Here is a 16468-nt window from a genome sequence, read left to right on the forward strand (position 1 = left end):
TTAGGGCTTTTTTCATGCCTTATCATATTGCTTAAGCATTCAATTTCTCGGCATGAAGACGCAAATTCGCGCTCAACTCAATACAATCTCGATTCCCGATCGAACTTGGGCACAGTTCAAACTGCTGCAACAAGCGTTTGAGAATTCCCGCAACGTCAAACTCAGCTTCTTTGAAAATACGATCGGGATTTCCATGCCCTCCGAAGCCCATGATCTATTCAGTCGCATCATCCTTTTTTTAATTGGGATTTACTGCCTTGAAAAACAGCTCCAATTTATCCCGGTCGGATCAGCCGATCGAGAAAGAGAAGGTGTAGCGTTTCTTCAGCCTGACGAAAGTTTCTATGTGGGGGAACGTAAGGCGATTCCAGATTTAGCGATCGAGATCGTCTTTAGCAGTGGAAATGAATCTAAGTTGCCTCGATATCAAGCTTTAGAACTCCCGGAGGTTTGGTTTTGGGAGGATGGAGTCTTCGCACTGTATCGATTATCGGAGGGAAGATATCGGAAAATTCAGCGGAGTGAGATTTTAGGATTCGAGGATTTGGACATTGCCACACTGAGCCGCTGTGTTCTAGTGGCTGAGACAGATATGATCGGTGCTATCTCTGAATTCAGAAGAGGTTTATAGCCTATGGGCGGAGGGAGAATCGAACTCCCATACCTTTCGGTGCCACATTTTGAGTGTGGTGCGTCTACCAGTTTCGCCATCCGCCCGGATGTGTCTTTATTATACAGCATCGATCGCATTTCAATCAAGAATTAATTACCAACGGAAGATCGAATTGGCAATTAATGGCACGATCGAGCAAGTCGCGCTCAATTGCTATGTCGCCAAAGTACTCCCTGATCATCCCGATCTACAACGAAGAAGCCACGATCGCAGCATTATATGAGCGGATTCGTGCGGTAATCGATCGTCTGGATGGTTCGACCGAAATCATTTTGATTAACGATGGCAGTCGCGATCGATCATTACCGCTCATGCGCGAACTCCATCACCATGATCCACGAGTCTGCTATCTCAGCTTGGCGAGAAATTTCGGGCATCAAGTGGCAGTGACCGCTGGATTGAATCACGTTCGGGGTCGGGTTGCGATCGTGATGGATGCAGATTTGCAAGATCCGCCTGAGTTGATTCCAAAAATGATCGAGCAATGGCAGCAAGGCTATCAGGTCGTTTATGCTCAACGGACACAGCGACGCAAAGAAGGCTGGTTTAAGCGATCGACAGCTTACGTATTCTATCGATTGCTAAAACAGCTTGCAGATGTGGAAATTCCCACGGATACCGGAGATTTTTGCTTGATGGATCGGCAAGTGGTCGATGTCTTGAATGCGATGCCGGAACGAAATCGGTATATTCGGGGACTGCGATCGTGGGTTGGATTTCGTCAGACTGCTGTGAAGTTCGATCGCGATCCAAGATTTGCGGGCGATGCGAAGTATACCTTTCACCAATCGCTGACGTTGGCGATTAGTGGGTTAGTGTCGTTTTCAAGTGTGCCGCTGCGGATTTCGACGTATGTGGGATTGTTCGCGGCGTTTGTGGCAGTGATTATGATGATTCTGGTGTTTTACTGGCGGATTGCTTATCCTGGATCGCCACTCACCGGACTATCCACGATCGTCGTTGCGATTTTTTTTCTCGGTGCAGTGCAACTCTTGAGCATTGGAATTTTAGGCGAGTACATCGGGCGAATTTACGAGGAAGTGAAAAACCGCCCGCTCTACACGCTGTCAGAGGTTGCAGGGTTTGAACAAGTTACGGAAAAAGCATTCGATCGAGATCATCCAACACAGGCGCATCCGGAGGAAATTTCCTAGCAAAGTGAGCCGAAGACGCTTGGAATTTGGGTAAATCGGATTGATCGAGAATTTTTGGGTGCGGTTCCCCGGCTGACCAATCTTTGTAGCGCCAATCGTTCGGATCAAGCTTCAGATGTGGAGCATTGCCGATGATCGTTTGGAAGTAGACTTCATCGGCAAACATCACCCAGCGAAAGTGAGTCGCAATCTCAGGATGCTTGTGATGAAAGTCGATAATGTAATCGATCGCTCGTTGATTCGCACAAAACCAAGATTCTCCCGCGTAACACTGAAAGTTCGCGTTGAACGGAACGAACGGACGCATGAACTTTTCTGGTTTTAATCGGAGTTTTTGCCAGTTGAGTTTTAGTGGATTGGCGATCCATTTTGGCATTGGTATCCAGCGCGTGTAGTAGCGGGCATACATTTCTCGATGCCAGCCTGTTTTGAGATTGGCTGGATCGATGCGATCGGCAACCATGTGAAAATCTGCTGGACTCGATTCTAGGTCAGCAATGATTTGAGCGGCAGGTTTGATCGGATAATCGGCACTGCTGAGCGAGATTGTCCATTCGGGTCGATCGCGCCTTTGCTGCATCAATTCCATTGCTTTGATCACCGCTTCATTCGTGGAGAACTCACCCCAGCGAGTTTTGACGTGCGGCTGTACAAAAGAGACGTTTTTGGGGAAGTGCTCGATCGACATCGGACACTGCGAAAAATCGTGGTGAAAGACGATCGGCGGATGATCGAACAATCGATTTAAGCGATCGACCAACCGTTGAATCTGTTTCGGTTGAGCATGAGTCAGCAAAATAAATCCAACGGGTGGAGACATAGGCTAGAGATTTGCGATCGAGACAGGTTCGATTTTATCCGCTGGCTCAAATCTAAACACCTGCGAATAGAAATAGAATTCTCCGTCTAAGGCGCGTTTAATGTTTTCTGCTTTACGAAATCCGTGTTGTTCCCCCTGAAATAAGACATACGCCACAGGAAGTCCTTTACGTTCGAGCGCATCAACCATCATCTCGGCTTGATTCGGTGGCACGATTTTATCTTCGTCACCTTGGAAGAAAATCACCGGGCACGATAAGCGATCGACCGCACTAATCGGAGAGCGTTCATCATACAAATCGGCTCGCTCTGGATAAGCTCCGATCAATCCATCTAGATAGCGCGATTCAAACTTATGAGTATCTTCGGCTAACGCTTTTAGATCACTCACACCGTAGTAGCTTGCTCCCGCTTTGAAGGTATCGCGGAACGTTAATGCACAGAGCGTGGTATATCCGCCTGCACTTCCGCCTGCAATGACTAATCGATCGCCGTCTGCTTTTCCTTGTTCTGCCAAATATTTCGCGCCATTCGCACAGTCATCGACATCGACAATGCCCCAAGCTCCTTTTAATCGCTCTCGATAAGCGCGTCCATACCCGGTACTACCGCCATAGTTCACATCCAATACTGCAAATCCGCGACTCGTCCAGTACTGAATTCCTAAGTTAAACGATGCTGAAGTCGAAGCGGTTGGACCTCCGTGGCTTTTGACTAACATCGGAGGACGTTCGCCCTCTGGAGCCGTGTAGTCTTTGTTTTTCGGGGCGTAGTACAACGCATGAGCGGTGAGATTGTTCTCAGTGGGAAACTCGATCGCTTCTGGAGTCGATAGATAGCCTGGATCGATCTTCAATTCGCTGGCGCGTCGGAGCACTTCAAACTGTCGAGTCTTGAAATCATATTTGACGATCGCGCTTGGTTCGGTCGATGATCCACCATTAAACACCGCATGATCGAAACATACTTGCAAGCCTGCAATACTGGTATACGGTGTTTCAATCGGTGATAGTTCAAGACTGGTTAAATCTAAGCTGGCAAACTGACTTAAACCGTTTTCGGTATAGCTACAAATGATTTTGTTTCCAGCAAATCCATAAGTAGACATCCCAAACACCCACAGCGGTAAACCAAATTCTGCGGCTTTTTCACAGAGCGGTTCGATCGTTCCGGAGGTCGGATTCCAGCGGTAAAAATTCCACCATCCAGTACGATCGCCAATAAAAATTAAATTCCCATCCGGCGACCATTCCGGTTGAAAGATCGATTCTTCTAAACCGCCTGCAATCTTTTCCGGTGTTCCTAATGTGCCATCTGCATTAATAGATGCCGTCCACAATTCTGTCCCATCCCAAGGCATATTCGGATGATTCCAGCAAATCCAACTCAGGCGAGAACCATCTGGACTCAGACGCGGAAACGCATAGAAATCAGCACCAGACACGAGAATCGTTTGGCTTTGATCCGCGAGGGAAATTGCAGCGATCGTATTCTCAACCGTTGCCCCATGTTCTTCTCGCACACAAATTAAATGATTCCGAGTTTTGTCTAAAACTGCATCCGCATATCTTAATGGTGCTTCTGGAGTAATCGCGATCACTTCAGTTCCAACCGTCTGCTGATACAATCTCTGATCCGCAAAATTCGAGAAATAAACCGTTCCACCAACTGCAATAAATGCCCCTCCCCCGTATTCATGCACTCGTGTTCGAGCATTAAACGGCGCGGGTGTCACATCTATGTTTTGACCATTCTCTGAATGTTGAATGATCACATTTCGTCCTCCCTCTGTCGGACGAGACTCGCTCCAATAAATTGTTTTTTCATCTAACTTAATTTGTCCCAGCCCGATCGTGCCTGCCACAATCAGATCCGAGCTAATCGGGGACTTCCACGTCCCATACGAAGCCACAACCATAAAAATTCTCCGAATCACCATCTCTAAAACTATCGCAATTGTACAAACCTGTTCGCTCTAGAGATTCGTGTTACAGTAAATAGAGAGAGGTGTCTCAACTCGGTTGAATCGTTTGTTTTTTCTGACAGTGACTCGTTTGTTTTCATCGAAACTAGCAAGTTTGTTTGAGCTAAAGCAGGCACACTCCGATACGATTGCCTCGTTCATTTTTGCTTCTGGAGAATTTTTTCAATGTCGATTTATGTCGGTAACCTGTCCTATGAGGTTACACGCGAAGATTTAACGGAAATCTTTGCAGAATACGGATCTGTCAAGCGCGTTCAGCTTCCCGTTGACCGTGAAACTGGACGGATGCGCGGGTTCGGATTCGTGGAAATGGAAACGGATGCCGAAGAGCAAGCCGCGATCGATGCGCTAGATGGCGCGGAATGGATGGGTCGCGATATGCGCGTGAACAAAGCGAAGCCTCGTGAAGAATCGCAATCTCGCGGCGGCGGTGGCGGCGGTCGCAGTGGCGGCGGTCGCAGTGGCGGCTTTTCACAACGCTATTAATCGAATTCGCTAGAATTGATTCCCCTGTGGTGTTTGCTACAGGGGAATTTCTTTTGATGTGGGAAGCATGAGAGCGAGAATCGAACAAGAAATTTTATATCTGCATCACGAAGATGTGCCCCCGTTCAAAAAAGGCGGCTCGATCGTACGGAATAGCTATTTTTGGGCGCTTAAGTCGATCGCGGGTCGGGCGAAACGAGGGCGCGATTGGGAATATGAACCGGAAGTGTGGTTTGCGTTGCAGCGGATGTTGTTGTCGTTTGCGGAGTCCGGTTATTTGGGATTGTCGGAAACGATGTTGGAATTTGCAGACGATGCGATCATTCCAGACGAATTACGATCGATTTCGACGCGAATTTAATCGCAATCTGCGTTACGCTGAGTTGAAGTTTTGTGAAGGTAAGACTCGTGCTGGCAGCGCTGCTTTACGACTTGGACGGAACGATCGCGGATACTGACCCGGTGCATTTTATCGCTTGGCAGGATGTGTTACAGGGGTTTGACCTGCACATTGACGAGACGATTTATAAACAGCGCCTGAGCGGAAGGACGAATCCACCCATTATTGCGGAGTTTCTCCCTCAGCTTACGGCGGCGGAAAGTGAAGAACTTGCCGATCGTAAAGAAGCCCGATTTCGAGAATTGGCTGAGCAACTCGAACCGATCGCAGGCTTGCGAGAGTTGATTGAGTGGGGAAAACAAAATTCTTTGAAACAAGCGGTCGTGACGAATGCGCCGCGTGAAAATGCTCGCTTTATGTTGAAAGTGTTGAAGCTGGATCAAGTGTTCGATCGCGTAATTCTGGCAGACGATTTAGGCATCGGAAAACCTGATCCAGCCCCGTATCTTGCCGCATTGAAAGAATTTGGAATTGAACCGCAGCAGGCGATCGCATTCGAGGATTCTCCATCGGGTGTCCAATCTGCGGTAGCAGCAAAGATTTCAACGATCGGGATTACTTCAACTCAGCTACCAGAAACGCTGTGTGAGTTGGGGGTGAAATTTGCGATCGCGGACTTTACGGCTCCTGAACTGTGGGCATTGCTGAAATAGCAGGGTGAAAAATTCCCCAAGTATCAGCGATCGCTTCGAGCCAGTCGAGATCAGGCGAAATTTCTTCTAAGTTCTCAAACGCATCGAACATTCCGCCGATGTCCAGAACCGTCTGTGCTTTTGGAGCGGCTTCTAAGTCGTGAAAAGATGAAGATTGCATAAATCAAATTCTCGGTAGGAACTCGCAGATCTTTACAGCGTCTTTCAAATGGTAGAAGCTCTTCTGTAAGAATACTGAGGAAGATTCGTGCACGTCAATCCGTGTGTGCCAGTCTTGCAATTCTCAGAAACAATCCAGCCGACGCGGTAAACTTTAATTAAGTTTTATTTCAGAGATGTTTCTATGTCGCGTCGAAACTTGATTCGAGTTTTACTGGTGAGTGTGTTGGCGATCGCTGCCAGTCTGAACTTTACATTTCCCGCTTTTGCCCTCGGTGGAGCATTACCCCTGCTGAACCAACCTGCACCCGAATTCGCACTTCCCAGCAATGACAGCGATGGAACGGTTGCGCTCTCAGACTACCGCGGGAAATGGGTCGTCGCTTATTTTTACCCAGCAGACTTTACCCCCGGTTGCACGATCGAGGCGCGAAAGTTTCAGGAAGATATGCCGAAATATCTCGATCGTAATACCCAAATTCTCGGAATCAGTGCCGACGATGTGAACTCACACCAGGATTTCTGCGATTCCGAAGGCTTAAAATTTCCGCTGCTTGCAGATGCGAACGGCAAAATTAGTAAAGCTTACGGTTCTTGGTTTGGGATTCGTTCCGCCCGTCACACTTACATCATTGATCCAGAAGGAATTCTCAGAGCGACATTTACGGGAGTTAACCCGATCGTCCATAGTCGCGAAGTGCTGGCAAAATTAGATGAACTGCAACAAGCGAGCTAAATGGCAACTTATCTAATCACAGGTGCAAATCGCGGAATTGGCTACGAGTACTGTCGCCAATTAAAAGCGCGTGGAGAAACCATGATCGCAGTTTGTCGGACTGCCTCTGAGGAATTGCAGCAGCTTGGAATTCAAGTTGAGGCAGGGATTGATATTACCTCAGAGGCTTCGGTTGCGGAATTATGCGATCGCTTAGGTGATATGTCGATCGATGTTCTAATCAACAATGCAGGCATCATCAAGCGCGTCACCTTAGATAACTTAGATTTCGATAGCATCCGCGAACAGTTCGAGGTCAATGCTTTAGGTGCATTGCGGGTTACTCATGCGCTGTTACCTCGCCTTAAAGCAGGTTCCAAGATTGTGTTGATGACGAGTCGAATGGGATCGATCGCAGATAATACCTCTGGAAGTTCCTACGGCTATCGAATGTCGAAAGTCGCTTTATCGATGGCGGGAAAATCTCTCGCGCATGACCTTGAACCGCGTGGAATTCCAGTTGCCATTCTGCATCCTGGATTAGTTCAAACTCGCATGACGAACTTTACAGCAGGCGGGATTACAGCAGAACAATCGGTGAAGGGATTACTCGATCGAATTGATCAACTAACGCTGGAAAACACAGGCACATTCTGGCACGCAAATGGTGAAGTACTACCTTGGTAAGCTACTACTCCCCAATGACTTGTGCAATCCGCTTTAGAATTTGCAGCACTATGTAGAGTTCTCGCCCAGAAGTAAATGGTGCAAACACTCGTGAGAGCGAATAGAAGCGAGATTCAGCCTGCACCAGTTTTACGAATAAGATGTCATCTCCATTCGTCAACAGACCAAAACTAGGTTGTTGCGGGTGGGGATTCGCCATTAAATAAGCCAACGTTTGCGGTAGAGCCGTCCAAACTGAAAGAGCAGTTTTCTTCGATTCCAACACAACGACCCAAAGCTGATTTAATAGCACTAAGGCATCAATTCGCCCCTGCAATACTTCTTCGCTATCATCAAGAGTCAAGACTACAGATTCTTCTGCTCGGACTCGAAAGGGTGGATCATAAAAACCAGCGATCGCTAATAGCGGCGAAGTCAGCAATAAAGTCACCGTTCCCTCTAACAACTGTCCGGTCGATCGCTGATAAAGATACCGCCGTCGCAATTGATCTAATTCAGCTTGCTCCGTTGCAGAAATTTCCGGTAAATCCGCCTGCCATTCTAAGAAAAACGATTCATCCTCTGTTCTGGTCAGGTTGAATCGTCGTTCTGCCTCATCGAGCGTTGAAATGGCATCTGTAATCGCGATCGACATAAGCGTAAAAATCAGGGGTGCTTTCATTATCACACCCCCAATATCGACATTTACGACAGTAGGTAAGTGTAACCGCTCAAACTGCGCTCGTAGTTTTGGAGCAACAGTTGAGATTCTTGTAAGGTAATGCGATCGTCTTCTAGCGCGTGTTCGGTTTGCAGTCGAATGCTTTCGATCATGTCTTCCACATCGTATTGCACATAGCCGAGCACTTCTTCGATCGTATCTCCGCGAACGACGTGCTGAATCTGATAGCCCTTCGGTGTGAGTTGAATGTGAACCGTGTTAGTGTCCCCAAACAAGTTATGTAAGTTACCCATGATTTCCTGGTATGCACCATTGAGGAACATTCCCAGATAGTAAGGCTCTCCAGACTTGAGTGAATGCAGTTCTAACACCGATTTCACATCGCGCAGATCAATGAATTGATCAATCTTGCCATCACTATCACAAGTCAAATCGACTAAGGTTGCTCGTTTCGTTGGCTCTTCGTTCAAGCGGTGGAGTGGCATGATCGGGAACAGTTGATCAATGCCCCAAATGTCCGGAGCCGATTGAAACACTGAGAGATTCATGTAGTAGATCGAAGCCATGATTTTCTCAAGGTCTTCGAGGTCATCCGGGATGTATTCAAGCTGACGGGTGAAGCCGATGATTTTGTGGCAGCACGACCAATACAATCTTTCTGCTCTTGCCCGCTCAGTTAAAGTTAGATAGCCGAATCCAAACAGGTTGACCGCTTCTTCTTTGAACTGAGTTGCATCGTGGTACATCTCTAGAAAATTCTCGGCACCGATCGAGGTGTAAGTTTCGTAGAGATTTTGAATGATGATATGTTCGTCTTCTTTCGTCGGTTCGGGCGTTTCAGCGGCGACATCACTGGTTCCGAGAATGTCGAACACGAGCACCGATTGATGAGACGCGATCGCTCTTCCACTTTCACTAATCAAAGTCGGAACTGGAATCGTTGCTAGCGCACACGCATCTCGCACCGCTGCGACGACATCGTTTGCATAGTTCTGAGTGCTGTAGTTTTTCGAGGCGTGGAAGTTCGTTTGTGAACCGTCATAGTCCACACCTAAACCACCACCCACATCGAAATACTGCATATTCGCGCCCAGTTGAACCAGTTCGACATAGATTCGACTGGCTTCGCGCATGGCTTCTTTTAGCACACTGATCGCTGAAATCTGAGAGCCGATGTGAAAATGCAGTAGTTGAAGACAGTCCAGCATATCTGCGGCTTTCAACTGGTTCACCGTGTGAATGATTTCGGGAATCGTTAAGCCGAATTTTGCTCGATCACCTGCTGACGTGCCCCAGCGTCCGATACCTCGTGCGCTCAGTTTGGCTCGGACTCCCAAGATCGGTTTAATGCCGAGTTTCTTACTCGCTGCGATCGCGAGTTCTACTTCTTCGATCTGTTCTAGAACAATGATCGGCGTTTGTCCTAACCGTCTCGCCAACATCGCCGTTTCAATGTATTCACGATCCTTGTACCCGTTGCAAATTAGTAGCGCACCGGGAGTTTTCAGCGTTGCCAAGGCGATCATCAATTCCGGTTTCGATCCGGCTTCGAGTCCGAACTGATGCGGCTGTCCGAAGCGCACCAAATCTTCGACTAAATGCCGCTGTTGATTGCATTTGACCGGGAAAACGCCGCGATAAACGCCAGGGTAGCTGTAACGTGCGATCGCTTTAGAAAACGCCGAATTAATCCGCTCAATTCGATCCTCCAAGATATCCGAGAACCGAATCAGCAACGGTAAACCAAGATTTCGCTGCTTCAGCGCATTGACTAAATCAAACAAATCCAGCGACCCGCCTCGATTGCCTTTTGGGGAAACGGTCACATGTCCAGCAGCATTGATGGAAAAATACGGATCGCCCCAGCCTTGAATGCGGTAGAGTTCTTCGCTATCTTCGATCGTCCATTTTTTCAGAGTGGTTTCGGGTACGGGGGCTTTCCCGTTCGATTTTCCGTTCTTGCCGTTTTTGGCGTTTAAATCCTCATCTGTCAAACCTGAGTCTGGTACTTGTTTTTCAGGCTTGGCAGTGGCGGAGCGTCCTCCCATCGTGGTTTGTCCTCATTGCAACGAATCTTCAAGCCTCCAGTCTATCGCGCCTGCCCAAAAACAGAAGTCTTTCACATCACGGAATTGCCGTTGTGAGCTAATCTAGGTTTTGTAAATTTCACTTCATTTTTGGGAGTCCAGCTTGGAACGCACATTTTTAGCCATTAAGCCCGATGGCGTACAGCGCAAATTGATCGGTGAAATCATTCGCCGTTTTGAAACGAAGGGCTTTACTCTCGTCGGTTTGAAGTTTATGAATGTCAGTCGCGAACTGGCAGAGAGCCATTACGGGGTTCACCGGGAACGTCCATTTTTCGGGAGTCTGGTTGAGTTTATTACGTCAGGTCCGATCGTGGCGATGGTTTGGGAAGGCGATGGTGTGATTGCGGGTGCGCGGAAAGTGATCGGCGCAACGAATCCACTGGCTGCTGAACCGGGAACGATTCGGGGCGATTTTGGCGCAAATATCGGACGGAATTTGATTCACGGATCGGATGCACCGGAAACTGCACAGAGCGAGATTGCACTGTGGTTTAAGGAAGAAGAATTGGTAAATTGGCAACCGACCGTGTTGTCGTGGATTTACGAATAATATCGATCGACGCTGAAATTTGAGAACTCCAGCTTCTATTAAAGAAGCTGGAGTTCTGTTTTTTAGAAGGTATTTGAAAGGTATCAATCGTTCCTTCGCTCCGTTGCGCTCCCGCCCTGAAATGAATTTCGGGCTAACGAGCGAAAGTCTACTGAAGTAGACTGGGAGCAAGTTTCAGACTCTTAGTCCATTTCTAATGGACTTGCGCCGATTAGCCCGAAATTCCATTTCAGGGCGGGGCGCTGCAATGAACAACACGTTTCAAACATCCTCTTAGACTTAATTTTCTAGACTGGATCTTTCTCCGAAACAGGTTCAATCTCCGGCATCGTTTCAGATTGTGATTCGACGATCGCTTCAATTTCCGCGATATCGTTTCGCTTGGAAAATCCCCACGCAAACACGATCGCAACCATCGTAATCATCAACCATTCCGGCGGCACGAGTTGATCATTGAACACCCGCAGCAACAATCGAATGCCCACGAACGCCACGGTAATGTAACCCGCGTCTTCTAAATGCGTGAACTCTTCCAACCAGCCGATAAATAAGCCTGCCATAAATCGCAGTGCCACAATCCCGATCGTGCCTCCGAGCAAAATCAGCCAGGTATCTTGGGAAACCGCGATCGCAGTCGTCACACTATCTAATGAAAACGCCAAATCGGTCAGCGCAATCACCGGAATCGCCTGCCACAACGACGCAAATCGGGGTTTATGTTGCGCTCCTTCGTCGTCATCGGAGGGCTTAAAATGCTGAAATACCAGCCACAAAAGGTAGAGTGCGCCAGCTAACTCGAATTGCCAATACCCAATCACCCAAGAGGCAGCCAGAATCAACGACATCCGCAGCACATAGGCAAAAATCAGCCCGATATTAAGGGCCCGACCTTCTAGTTTTGGGTCTTCTAAGCCTTGGGTGAGGGCGGCAAGCGCGATCGCATTATCCGCCGACAGAACGCATTCCAACGAGACTAAGACCAGCAGCAGCAGGAAGGTTTGGGGACTGAGTTGAGCCGGAATATCTATGTCAATCATTCGAGAACTTCAAAACAACGATCGGGGCAAGAACACCCTATTATCTCTCCTTATGTCTAGATTGGCGATGACCGTCAGAAAGAGAGAAGCCCGTCCAGATTCGTAGATCTACGGAAGTTTTCGGCATCGAGAATAGAGAATTCCCAATCCGATCGCCCAACTCACAGCCGAAAGTCGAGTTCTTCAAAATCTTAACAAAACTTTACAAATGCCTTGGTTTTCCCCAAGTTCTCCACAGGCTATCCACAAGTTGCCGATTTCTTTTCCACACCTTTTCCACATCGAATCGAAAGTTTTCCACAGGGGATCGGGCTAGGATCGTCATTTTTCGGAGGACTGTGGAAAAGTCAGACGATTCAGTAATCCACAGTTCAAAATCGCTCAATTTATGAAGCCGCGTAACGAAATAATGGCTGAAACACTGATTCTACCGTTCAGTAATTTTGATCTAGCAAGCGATTTTTACGTTTCTTGATGTTGATCTTCTGAACGCGATCGCGCAGAATGTAGCGACTAACCGAAAGCGCTCAGACGAACGGCGACACAGGATTTCCACAAGTTGGAGATTGAGAAACCGGATCGAACTGGCGTAGATTTTTGTTGCAAATTTTTGCAGAAATCGGACGGTTGGAATTCACATACTGCGATTCATTTTTGAGGTTTGATGGATATGGATAGCAACATTAGTCTTTTCGTCGAAATTCCTGAAGCATTGCATCAATCATTTCAATCGTTCCTCGATTCGCGTCCCGATTGGGATCAAGATCGGGTGATGTCTGCTGCTTTGTCATTGTTCTTGTTGCAAAATCGTCCGGCGAGTGAACGTCAGACCGATCGTGCAACCGCTCGGATTTACCTGGACTCCATCTTCAAGCGTCCAGTCGAACAGATTTAACCGATTTTCGCTCTATAACCTTGTTTGCCACGAATCATGCCTTACCAGATTTCTGCCACAAAACTTCAGTCGTATAGTCGCTGTCCATATGCGTACTACTTGAGGTACGAGCGGCGACTGACCACCAGTGATTTCTTCGGTTCAGCAGCGTTAGGAACTGCATTGCATCAAGCTTTAGCAATGGTCTATCGGGATTGGCACTACCACGAAGCCACACCCGATTTACACTGGATTCATCGCTGTTGGGAAGAACATTCCACGGGTTTAACTCCGGGTCAAATTGAAGATGGTCGATCGATTCTTGAGCGCTACTATGAGAAGTTCATTTTGAATGCTCCATCGTTGCGTCAGCCGTTAGCTGTTGAAGGACGAATTCAGGCGTTTCTGAGAGTCGAAAGCCTCGAATTCTGCATTACGGGAAGATACGATCGCATTGATTATCTCAATGATGGTTTGGAGCTAATCGATTACAAGTCGAGTCGCGATCTGAAAGTTCCAGAGTCTGATGAGATGGATTTGCAGATCGGATTGTATTATCTGGCGTTGGAGCAGACGTATCAACAAAGTCTGAAGTATCTTACTTTGCTGCATTTGCGAACGGGCGAAAAGGTTCGCTATCGGGCAACTCGTCGTCATAAGAAGCAAGTGCAAGCGGTGATTTCAGATTTAGCAGTCCGTTTGCGACATGACGAAACATGGGAACCCACGCCAGGGAAACAGTGCGATCGATGTGCTTATTCCCGCTATTGTCCCGCGTTGAGTGTGAATCCGGCTCCGTTGCCGACAACGATGAGCGCGACTCCTGAGTTGCAGCTTGCATTGGGATTGTAAGGGTGATGGATTGTAGGGTGAGTGTTTGCGTTGGAGGTTGGGTGGAAAGTCTGCAAAGTCTTTTCGCTCTCGTTGCTGTCCTGCCCCGGAATGGAATTCGGGTCGGGAGAATGCAATGAATGACAATTCTCAAGCGATCAACAAACAGCACAATTATCGATACTTCTTCAAGACGATGTTTGAAAAATTCTCGTTCGCTGCTACAGCCCGCCCTGAAATGAATTTCGGGCTAACCGACGAAAGTCTACTGAAGTAGACTCGGAGCTAGTTTTAGGTTCTTAGTTCTTTTCAAAGAACTTACGCCGATTAGCCCGAAATTCATTTCAGGGCGGGAGACAATCGGAGCGAAGAGCCTTTCTACACTCCTCAAACATCTTCAAACAATCAATAGAACGATACTTCTCAATCAGACTTTTGAAATGACTATCACGATCGCTATTCAATTAAACAATGGTGTGTAAACAATGAATCGCTTTATTGCTTACTCTAGAAAGTCTTCTAATCTTCCGTTTCTGATTTCAATCTACCGGGACTATCGAACCTATAGCGGTTATGGTGCAGTTGCTTACTCAAATCTGCGCTGTAGCTCGATTCAACGAACTACCCAGCATCAGCCTATTTTGAAGAAGTTGAGCTAGTCTCGATCGACAATTCATAGTCAGCCGTCCCGATCGTATTTGGAACTATCACAATTTCATAGTTGCTCGATCGACTAACTTTTCCCGTCCAAGTCGATTGGCTGAAGTTTTTGATCAATGTAGTATCACCCGCAAAGATCCAAACGGAGACTGAATCTGATTTAAGGTTCAGCTTGATCGTTTGTCCTTGCTTAAATGCAGCGCGATAAATCTTACCTGTTCCATTTTTCAACGTTTCACTTGCCGGAGACGAGAAGGTTTCGGGTTTTACCTTCGTTTGATCGCGAGCGATCGCATACCAAATCTGCCCGAATGTTCTCGGATTGATTCCTTTTCCTTTCTGCTCAGGAAAACGCAGAACGAATTGGTAGTCTGTGAGAAGCTCGATCGCTTTTTGACTCACTTTCGCATCCGACAGCCATCTATCATAGTTTGCACGCTTATAGGCTCCGATTCCACTTCGAGCTTCTTGGCTCAGAGGTTCTAATTGATCTAGCAATTGCTCGATCGTCCCACCAGATTCTTTAACAATCAAGCTTAGAACATCATCACGGAGTCCTAATCTTTTTGCTCTTTGTTGTGTGGTTTCTTTTGGTGTGGGTGCAGCATCTACAGCAATTGAAGGCGTTACCATTGCAGGCTGCAAATCTGAGATGTGATTGATCAATCGATAAGCAGAGATTGCAGCAAGCCCGATTAGCACAAAGGTAAACACGATCGATGCAAAATCCGGCGGTGAGAACAATGCTTGGAGGACTTTCGCAGCAGAAGGATAGCGCTGTTGTGGATGTGGAGAAAGCATTCGATCGAGAACTTGCATGAATCGGGGTTGCACTTCTGCGCGATGATGCCATTTCCAAATTTGAGTTGTTTCGTCATAGAGTTCTTTCGGTTCGCATCCGGTCAGAAGCACGATCGACATCATCGCCAACGGATACAGATCCACATCAAATTCTTGCTCTACAAAGCTTGCTTGTGTGAATTCAACCAGCATTAACGAGCCATCTAACCGCTGAATGATTGAATTGAAAGTTAAATTCTGATGTGCGATTTCTTTGCGGTGTAGCGATCGCAATAATAATAAAACCTGCTTTAAGAACCGGAGAACTTCCTTTTCTGAAAAAATGCGATTCTGCTCGAACAATTCGCGATAAGAATGACCTTCTACATAATCACGAACGAGAAAAAGACGATCGAGATCTGCGATCGCACCTTGATAATATGCCAATTTCAAAGCAGCGAATAGTTCCGTAAATTGTTCCTGCAAAACAAGTAACGCTGCTGGATCAATCACTGGAACTTCTTCTAAAACATAGAAACCTTTTGTCGCTTGATCAATTGTCAAATACACCCAACCTGCCGCACTCTGATGTAGAACTTTCAGAATGCAAAAGCGATCGACTAAAACCGTATCGACAGACAATGGTGTTTGCATCACAAAATCGTTAGCCAAGGTTTAAGCACTTGACTAATCATAGTATTTGTGTACTAAACTAACACGATTCGATCGAGAAAGCGCAATTCACTCAATATGAAAAAGAGATGAAGTTTACCTGTTAAAAAATAAAAAGATTGAGGCACTCTAAGGACATGAGACTTACGGAACTCAACCCCGTCGTGAGCGAGATTTGCTGTCCTATGCGAACGAAGAGATGACGTAAGTTTTCCAACTTACACACAGGTGTTTTTATGCGTCCTACCTCATTGACTGATTCCCGCCCCAAGATCAGCACGATGCCCCGTCCCCAAACGGAAGCTACGGCTTATCTCAATCTGTACAAGTTAGCGATCGAGAAAAAACGGCTTCAATACGAACTCGACTCGATCGACCAACGTCGGCATCGCATTCAAAAACGTCTATCATTTCTCGAAAGTCAAGTCGCAGAAATGCAGCAGACAACGCAAGCATCAGCGCCTAAACTCGCTCCGGTTTCAAAAAATTCTGCTCCTGATTCAGCATTGAATACGCTGTTTTTAGACTATTAAATCAGATTTCAGTGTTGTGCTGAGAGGCTCGATCGTGTTGTTCGATCGAG

At 47.1% G+C, this 16468-nt stretch carries 19 protein-coding genes and 1 tRNA gene; 12 read left to right on the forward strand and 8 right to left on the reverse strand.

Annotated elements, in window-relative coordinates; genetic code table 11:
* Positions 1-52: 52 nt before the first annotated feature.
* Positions 53-631: a Uma2 family endonuclease gene (locus NIES2104_RS08545; RefSeq protein WP_058997616.1), complete on the forward strand. Its 579-nt coding sequence runs from the start codon at positions 53-55 to the stop codon at positions 629-631.
* A gap of 4 nt (positions 632-635) precedes the next feature.
* Here NIES2104_RS08545 and NIES2104_RS08550 read toward each other — a convergent pair.
* A tRNA-Leu gene (locus NIES2104_RS08550) sits at positions 636-717 on the reverse strand.
* Positions 718-828: 111 nt separating this feature from the next.
* On the opposite strand from NIES2104_RS08550, the gene NIES2104_RS08555 reads away from it, so the two are divergent.
* On the forward strand, positions 829-1827 hold the full coding sequence (locus NIES2104_RS08555) for a glycosyltransferase family 2 protein (RefSeq protein ID WP_059001626.1): 999 nt from the start codon (positions 829-831) through the stop codon (positions 1825-1827).
* Here NIES2104_RS08555 and NIES2104_RS08560 read toward each other — a convergent pair.
* On the reverse strand, positions 1766-2647 hold the full coding sequence (locus NIES2104_RS08560) for a beta-1,6-N-acetylglucosaminyltransferase (protein WP_058997617.1): 882 nt from the start codon (positions 2645-2647) through the stop codon (positions 1766-1768). The genes NIES2104_RS08555 and NIES2104_RS08560 overlap by 62 nt on opposite strands.
* A 3-nt stretch (positions 2648-2650) precedes the next feature.
* The gene (locus NIES2104_RS08565) at positions 2651-4564 is read right to left on the reverse strand and encodes a S9 family peptidase (protein WP_059001627.1); all 1914 of its coding nucleotides are present in this window, start codon (positions 4562-4564) and stop codon (positions 2651-2653) included.
* 231 nt (positions 4565-4795) lie between these two features.
* Here NIES2104_RS08565 and NIES2104_RS08570 point away from each other — a divergent pair, with 231 nt between their 5' ends.
* The 3 genes from NIES2104_RS08570 (at position 4796) to NIES2104_RS08580 (ending at position 6169) form a co-directional block, all read left to right on the forward strand.
* Positions 4796-5116: an RNA-binding protein gene (locus NIES2104_RS08570; protein WP_058997620.1), complete on the forward strand. Its 321-nt coding sequence runs from the start codon at positions 4796-4798 to the stop codon at positions 5114-5116.
* A 67-nt stretch (positions 5117-5183) separates the two neighbouring features.
* Positions 5184-5477, forward strand: a complete 294-nt coding sequence (locus tag NIES2104_RS08575; protein ID WP_058997622.1) for a hypothetical protein — start codon at positions 5184-5186, stop codon at positions 5475-5477.
* 32 nt (positions 5478-5509) lie between these two features.
* Positions 5510-6169 carry an HAD family phosphatase gene (locus NIES2104_RS08580; RefSeq protein WP_225895226.1) on the forward strand — a complete coding sequence of 220 codons (660 nt, stop codon included), beginning with the start codon at positions 5510-5512 and terminating at the stop codon, positions 6167-6169.
* Here NIES2104_RS08580 and NIES2104_RS08585 read toward each other — a convergent pair.
* Positions 6135-6329 (reverse strand): hypothetical protein, encoded by a 195-nt coding sequence (locus NIES2104_RS08585; protein ID WP_058997624.1) that lies wholly within the window; start codon positions 6327-6329, stop codon positions 6135-6137. The two genes, NIES2104_RS08580 and NIES2104_RS08585, sit on opposite strands and share 35 nt — an antisense overlap.
* Before the next feature lie 183 nt (positions 6330-6512).
* Between NIES2104_RS08585 and NIES2104_RS08590 the strand changes: the two genes are divergently transcribed.
* Entirely contained in the window at positions 6513-7064 is a 552-nt protein-coding gene (locus tag NIES2104_RS08590; RefSeq protein ID WP_058997627.1) for a peroxiredoxin, read from the forward strand.
* Positions 7065-7730 (forward strand): SDR family oxidoreductase, encoded by a 666-nt coding sequence (locus tag NIES2104_RS08595; protein ID WP_058997629.1) that lies wholly within the window; start codon positions 7065-7067, stop codon positions 7728-7730.
* A 4-nt stretch (positions 7731-7734) separates the two neighbouring features.
* On the opposite strand, the gene NIES2104_RS08600 is transcribed toward NIES2104_RS08595, so the two are convergent.
* Together NIES2104_RS08600 and speA are read right to left on the reverse strand one after the other, a co-directional pair.
* Complete coding sequence (locus NIES2104_RS08600; protein WP_263970931.1) at positions 7735-8391, reverse strand: type I restriction endonuclease subunit R; 657 nt, start codon at positions 8389-8391, stop codon at positions 7735-7737.
* Positions 8392-8414: 23 nt separating this feature from the next.
* Positions 8415-10439, reverse strand: a complete 2025-nt coding sequence (gene speA / locus NIES2104_RS08605; protein ID WP_082689952.1) for a biosynthetic arginine decarboxylase — start codon at positions 10437-10439, stop codon at positions 8415-8417.
* Between the two features lie 142 nt (positions 10440-10581).
* On the opposite strand from speA, the gene ndk reads away from it, so the two are divergent.
* On the forward strand, positions 10582-11031 hold the full coding sequence (ndk, locus tag NIES2104_RS08610) for a nucleoside-diphosphate kinase (RefSeq protein WP_058997633.1): 450 nt from the start codon (positions 10582-10584) through the stop codon (positions 11029-11031).
* A gap of 287 nt (positions 11032-11318) precedes the next feature.
* Here ndk and NIES2104_RS08615 read toward each other — a convergent pair whose 3' ends face one another.
* On the reverse strand, positions 11319-12068 hold the full coding sequence (locus NIES2104_RS08615; RefSeq protein ID WP_058997635.1) for a TerC family protein: 750 nt from the start codon (positions 12066-12068) through the stop codon (positions 11319-11321).
* A gap of 670 nt (positions 12069-12738) precedes the next feature.
* On the opposite strand from NIES2104_RS08615, the gene NIES2104_RS08620 reads away from it, so the two are divergent.
* The 3 genes from NIES2104_RS08620 to NIES2104_RS32255 all read left to right on the forward strand — a co-directional run bounded on the left by NIES2104_RS08620 (position 12739) and on the right by NIES2104_RS32255 (position 14050).
* Positions 12739-12963 (forward strand): DUF2811 domain-containing protein, encoded by a 225-nt coding sequence (locus tag NIES2104_RS08620; RefSeq protein ID WP_058997636.1) that lies wholly within the window; start codon positions 12739-12741, stop codon positions 12961-12963.
* A gap of 36 nt (positions 12964-12999) precedes the next feature.
* Positions 13000-13794 carry a PD-(D/E)XK nuclease family protein gene (locus NIES2104_RS08625; RefSeq protein ID WP_058997638.1) on the forward strand — a complete coding sequence of 265 codons (795 nt, stop codon included), beginning with the start codon at positions 13000-13002 and terminating at the stop codon, positions 13792-13794.
* Positions 13795-13909: 115 nt separating this feature from the next.
* Positions 13910-14050: a hypothetical protein gene (locus NIES2104_RS32255; RefSeq protein ID WP_192843570.1), complete on the forward strand. Its 141-nt coding sequence runs from the start codon at positions 13910-13912 to the stop codon at positions 14048-14050.
* A gap of 359 nt (positions 14051-14409) precedes the next feature.
* On the opposite strand, the gene NIES2104_RS08630 is transcribed toward NIES2104_RS32255, so the two are convergent.
* Entirely contained in the window at positions 14410-15867 is a 1458-nt protein-coding gene (locus tag NIES2104_RS08630; RefSeq protein WP_058997640.1) for a hypothetical protein, read from the reverse strand.
* Positions 15868-16121: 254 nt separating this feature from the next.
* Here NIES2104_RS08630 and NIES2104_RS08635 point away from each other — a divergent pair, with 254 nt between their 5' ends.
* Positions 16122-16418: a hypothetical protein gene (locus NIES2104_RS08635; protein ID WP_072218043.1), complete on the forward strand. Its 297-nt coding sequence runs from the start codon at positions 16122-16124 to the stop codon at positions 16416-16418.
* Positions 16419-16468: the final 50 nt, after the last annotated feature.

The organism is Leptolyngbya sp. NIES-2104 (assembly GCF_001485215.1).
In the GTDB taxonomy this organism is placed as follows: Bacteria; Cyanobacteriota; Cyanobacteriia; order Leptolyngbyales; family Leptolyngbyaceae; genus Leptolyngbya.

Coding starts and splice junctions, on each gene's coding strand:
- NIES2104_RS08545 (WP_058997616.1), top strand. CDS start 53: ATGAAGACGCAAATTCGCGCTCAACTCAATACAATCTCGATTCCCGAT.
- NIES2104_RS08555 (WP_059001626.1), top strand. CDS start 829: ATGTCGCCAAAGTACTCCCTGATCATCCCGATCTACAACGAAGAAGCC.
- NIES2104_RS08560 (WP_058997617.1), bottom strand. CDS start 2,647: ATGTCTCCACCCGTTGGATTTATTTTGCTGACTCATGCTCAACCGAAA.
- NIES2104_RS08565 (WP_059001627.1), bottom strand. CDS start 4,564: ATGGTTGTGGCTTCGTATGGGACGTGGAAGTCCCCGATTAGCTCGGAT.
- NIES2104_RS08570 (WP_058997620.1), top strand. CDS start 4,796: ATGTCGATTTATGTCGGTAACCTGTCCTATGAGGTTACACGCGAAGAT.
- NIES2104_RS08575 (WP_058997622.1), top strand. CDS start 5,184: ATGAGAGCGAGAATCGAACAAGAAATTTTATATCTGCATCACGAAGAT.
- NIES2104_RS08585 (WP_058997624.1), bottom strand. CDS start 6,329: ATGCAATCTTCATCTTTTCACGACTTAGAAGCCGCTCCAAAAGCACAG.
- NIES2104_RS08590 (WP_058997627.1), top strand. CDS start 6,513: ATGTCGCGTCGAAACTTGATTCGAGTTTTACTGGTGAGTGTGTTGGCG.
- NIES2104_RS08595 (WP_058997629.1), top strand. CDS start 7,065: ATGGCAACTTATCTAATCACAGGTGCAAATCGCGGAATTGGCTACGAG.
- NIES2104_RS08600 (WP_263970931.1), bottom strand. CDS start 8,391: ATGAAAGCACCCCTGATTTTTACGCTTATGTCGATCGCGATTACAGAT.
- speA (WP_082689952.1), bottom strand. CDS start 10,439: ATGGGAGGACGCTCCGCCACTGCCAAGCCTGAAAAACAAGTACCAGAC.
- NIES2104_RS08615 (WP_058997635.1), bottom strand. CDS start 12,068: ATGATTGACATAGATATTCCGGCTCAACTCAGTCCCCAAACCTTCCTG.
- NIES2104_RS08620 (WP_058997636.1), top strand. CDS start 12,739: ATGGATAGCAACATTAGTCTTTTCGTCGAAATTCCTGAAGCATTGCAT.
- NIES2104_RS08625 (WP_058997638.1), top strand. CDS start 13,000: ATGCCTTACCAGATTTCTGCCACAAAACTTCAGTCGTATAGTCGCTGT.
- NIES2104_RS32255 (WP_192843570.1), top strand. CDS start 13,910: ATGAATGACAATTCTCAAGCGATCAACAAACAGCACAATTATCGATAC.
- NIES2104_RS08630 (WP_058997640.1), bottom strand. CDS start 15,867: ATGCAAACACCATTGTCTGTCGATACGGTTTTAGTCGATCGCTTTTGC.
- NIES2104_RS08635 (WP_072218043.1), top strand. CDS start 16,122: ATGCGTCCTACCTCATTGACTGATTCCCGCCCCAAGATCAGCACGATG.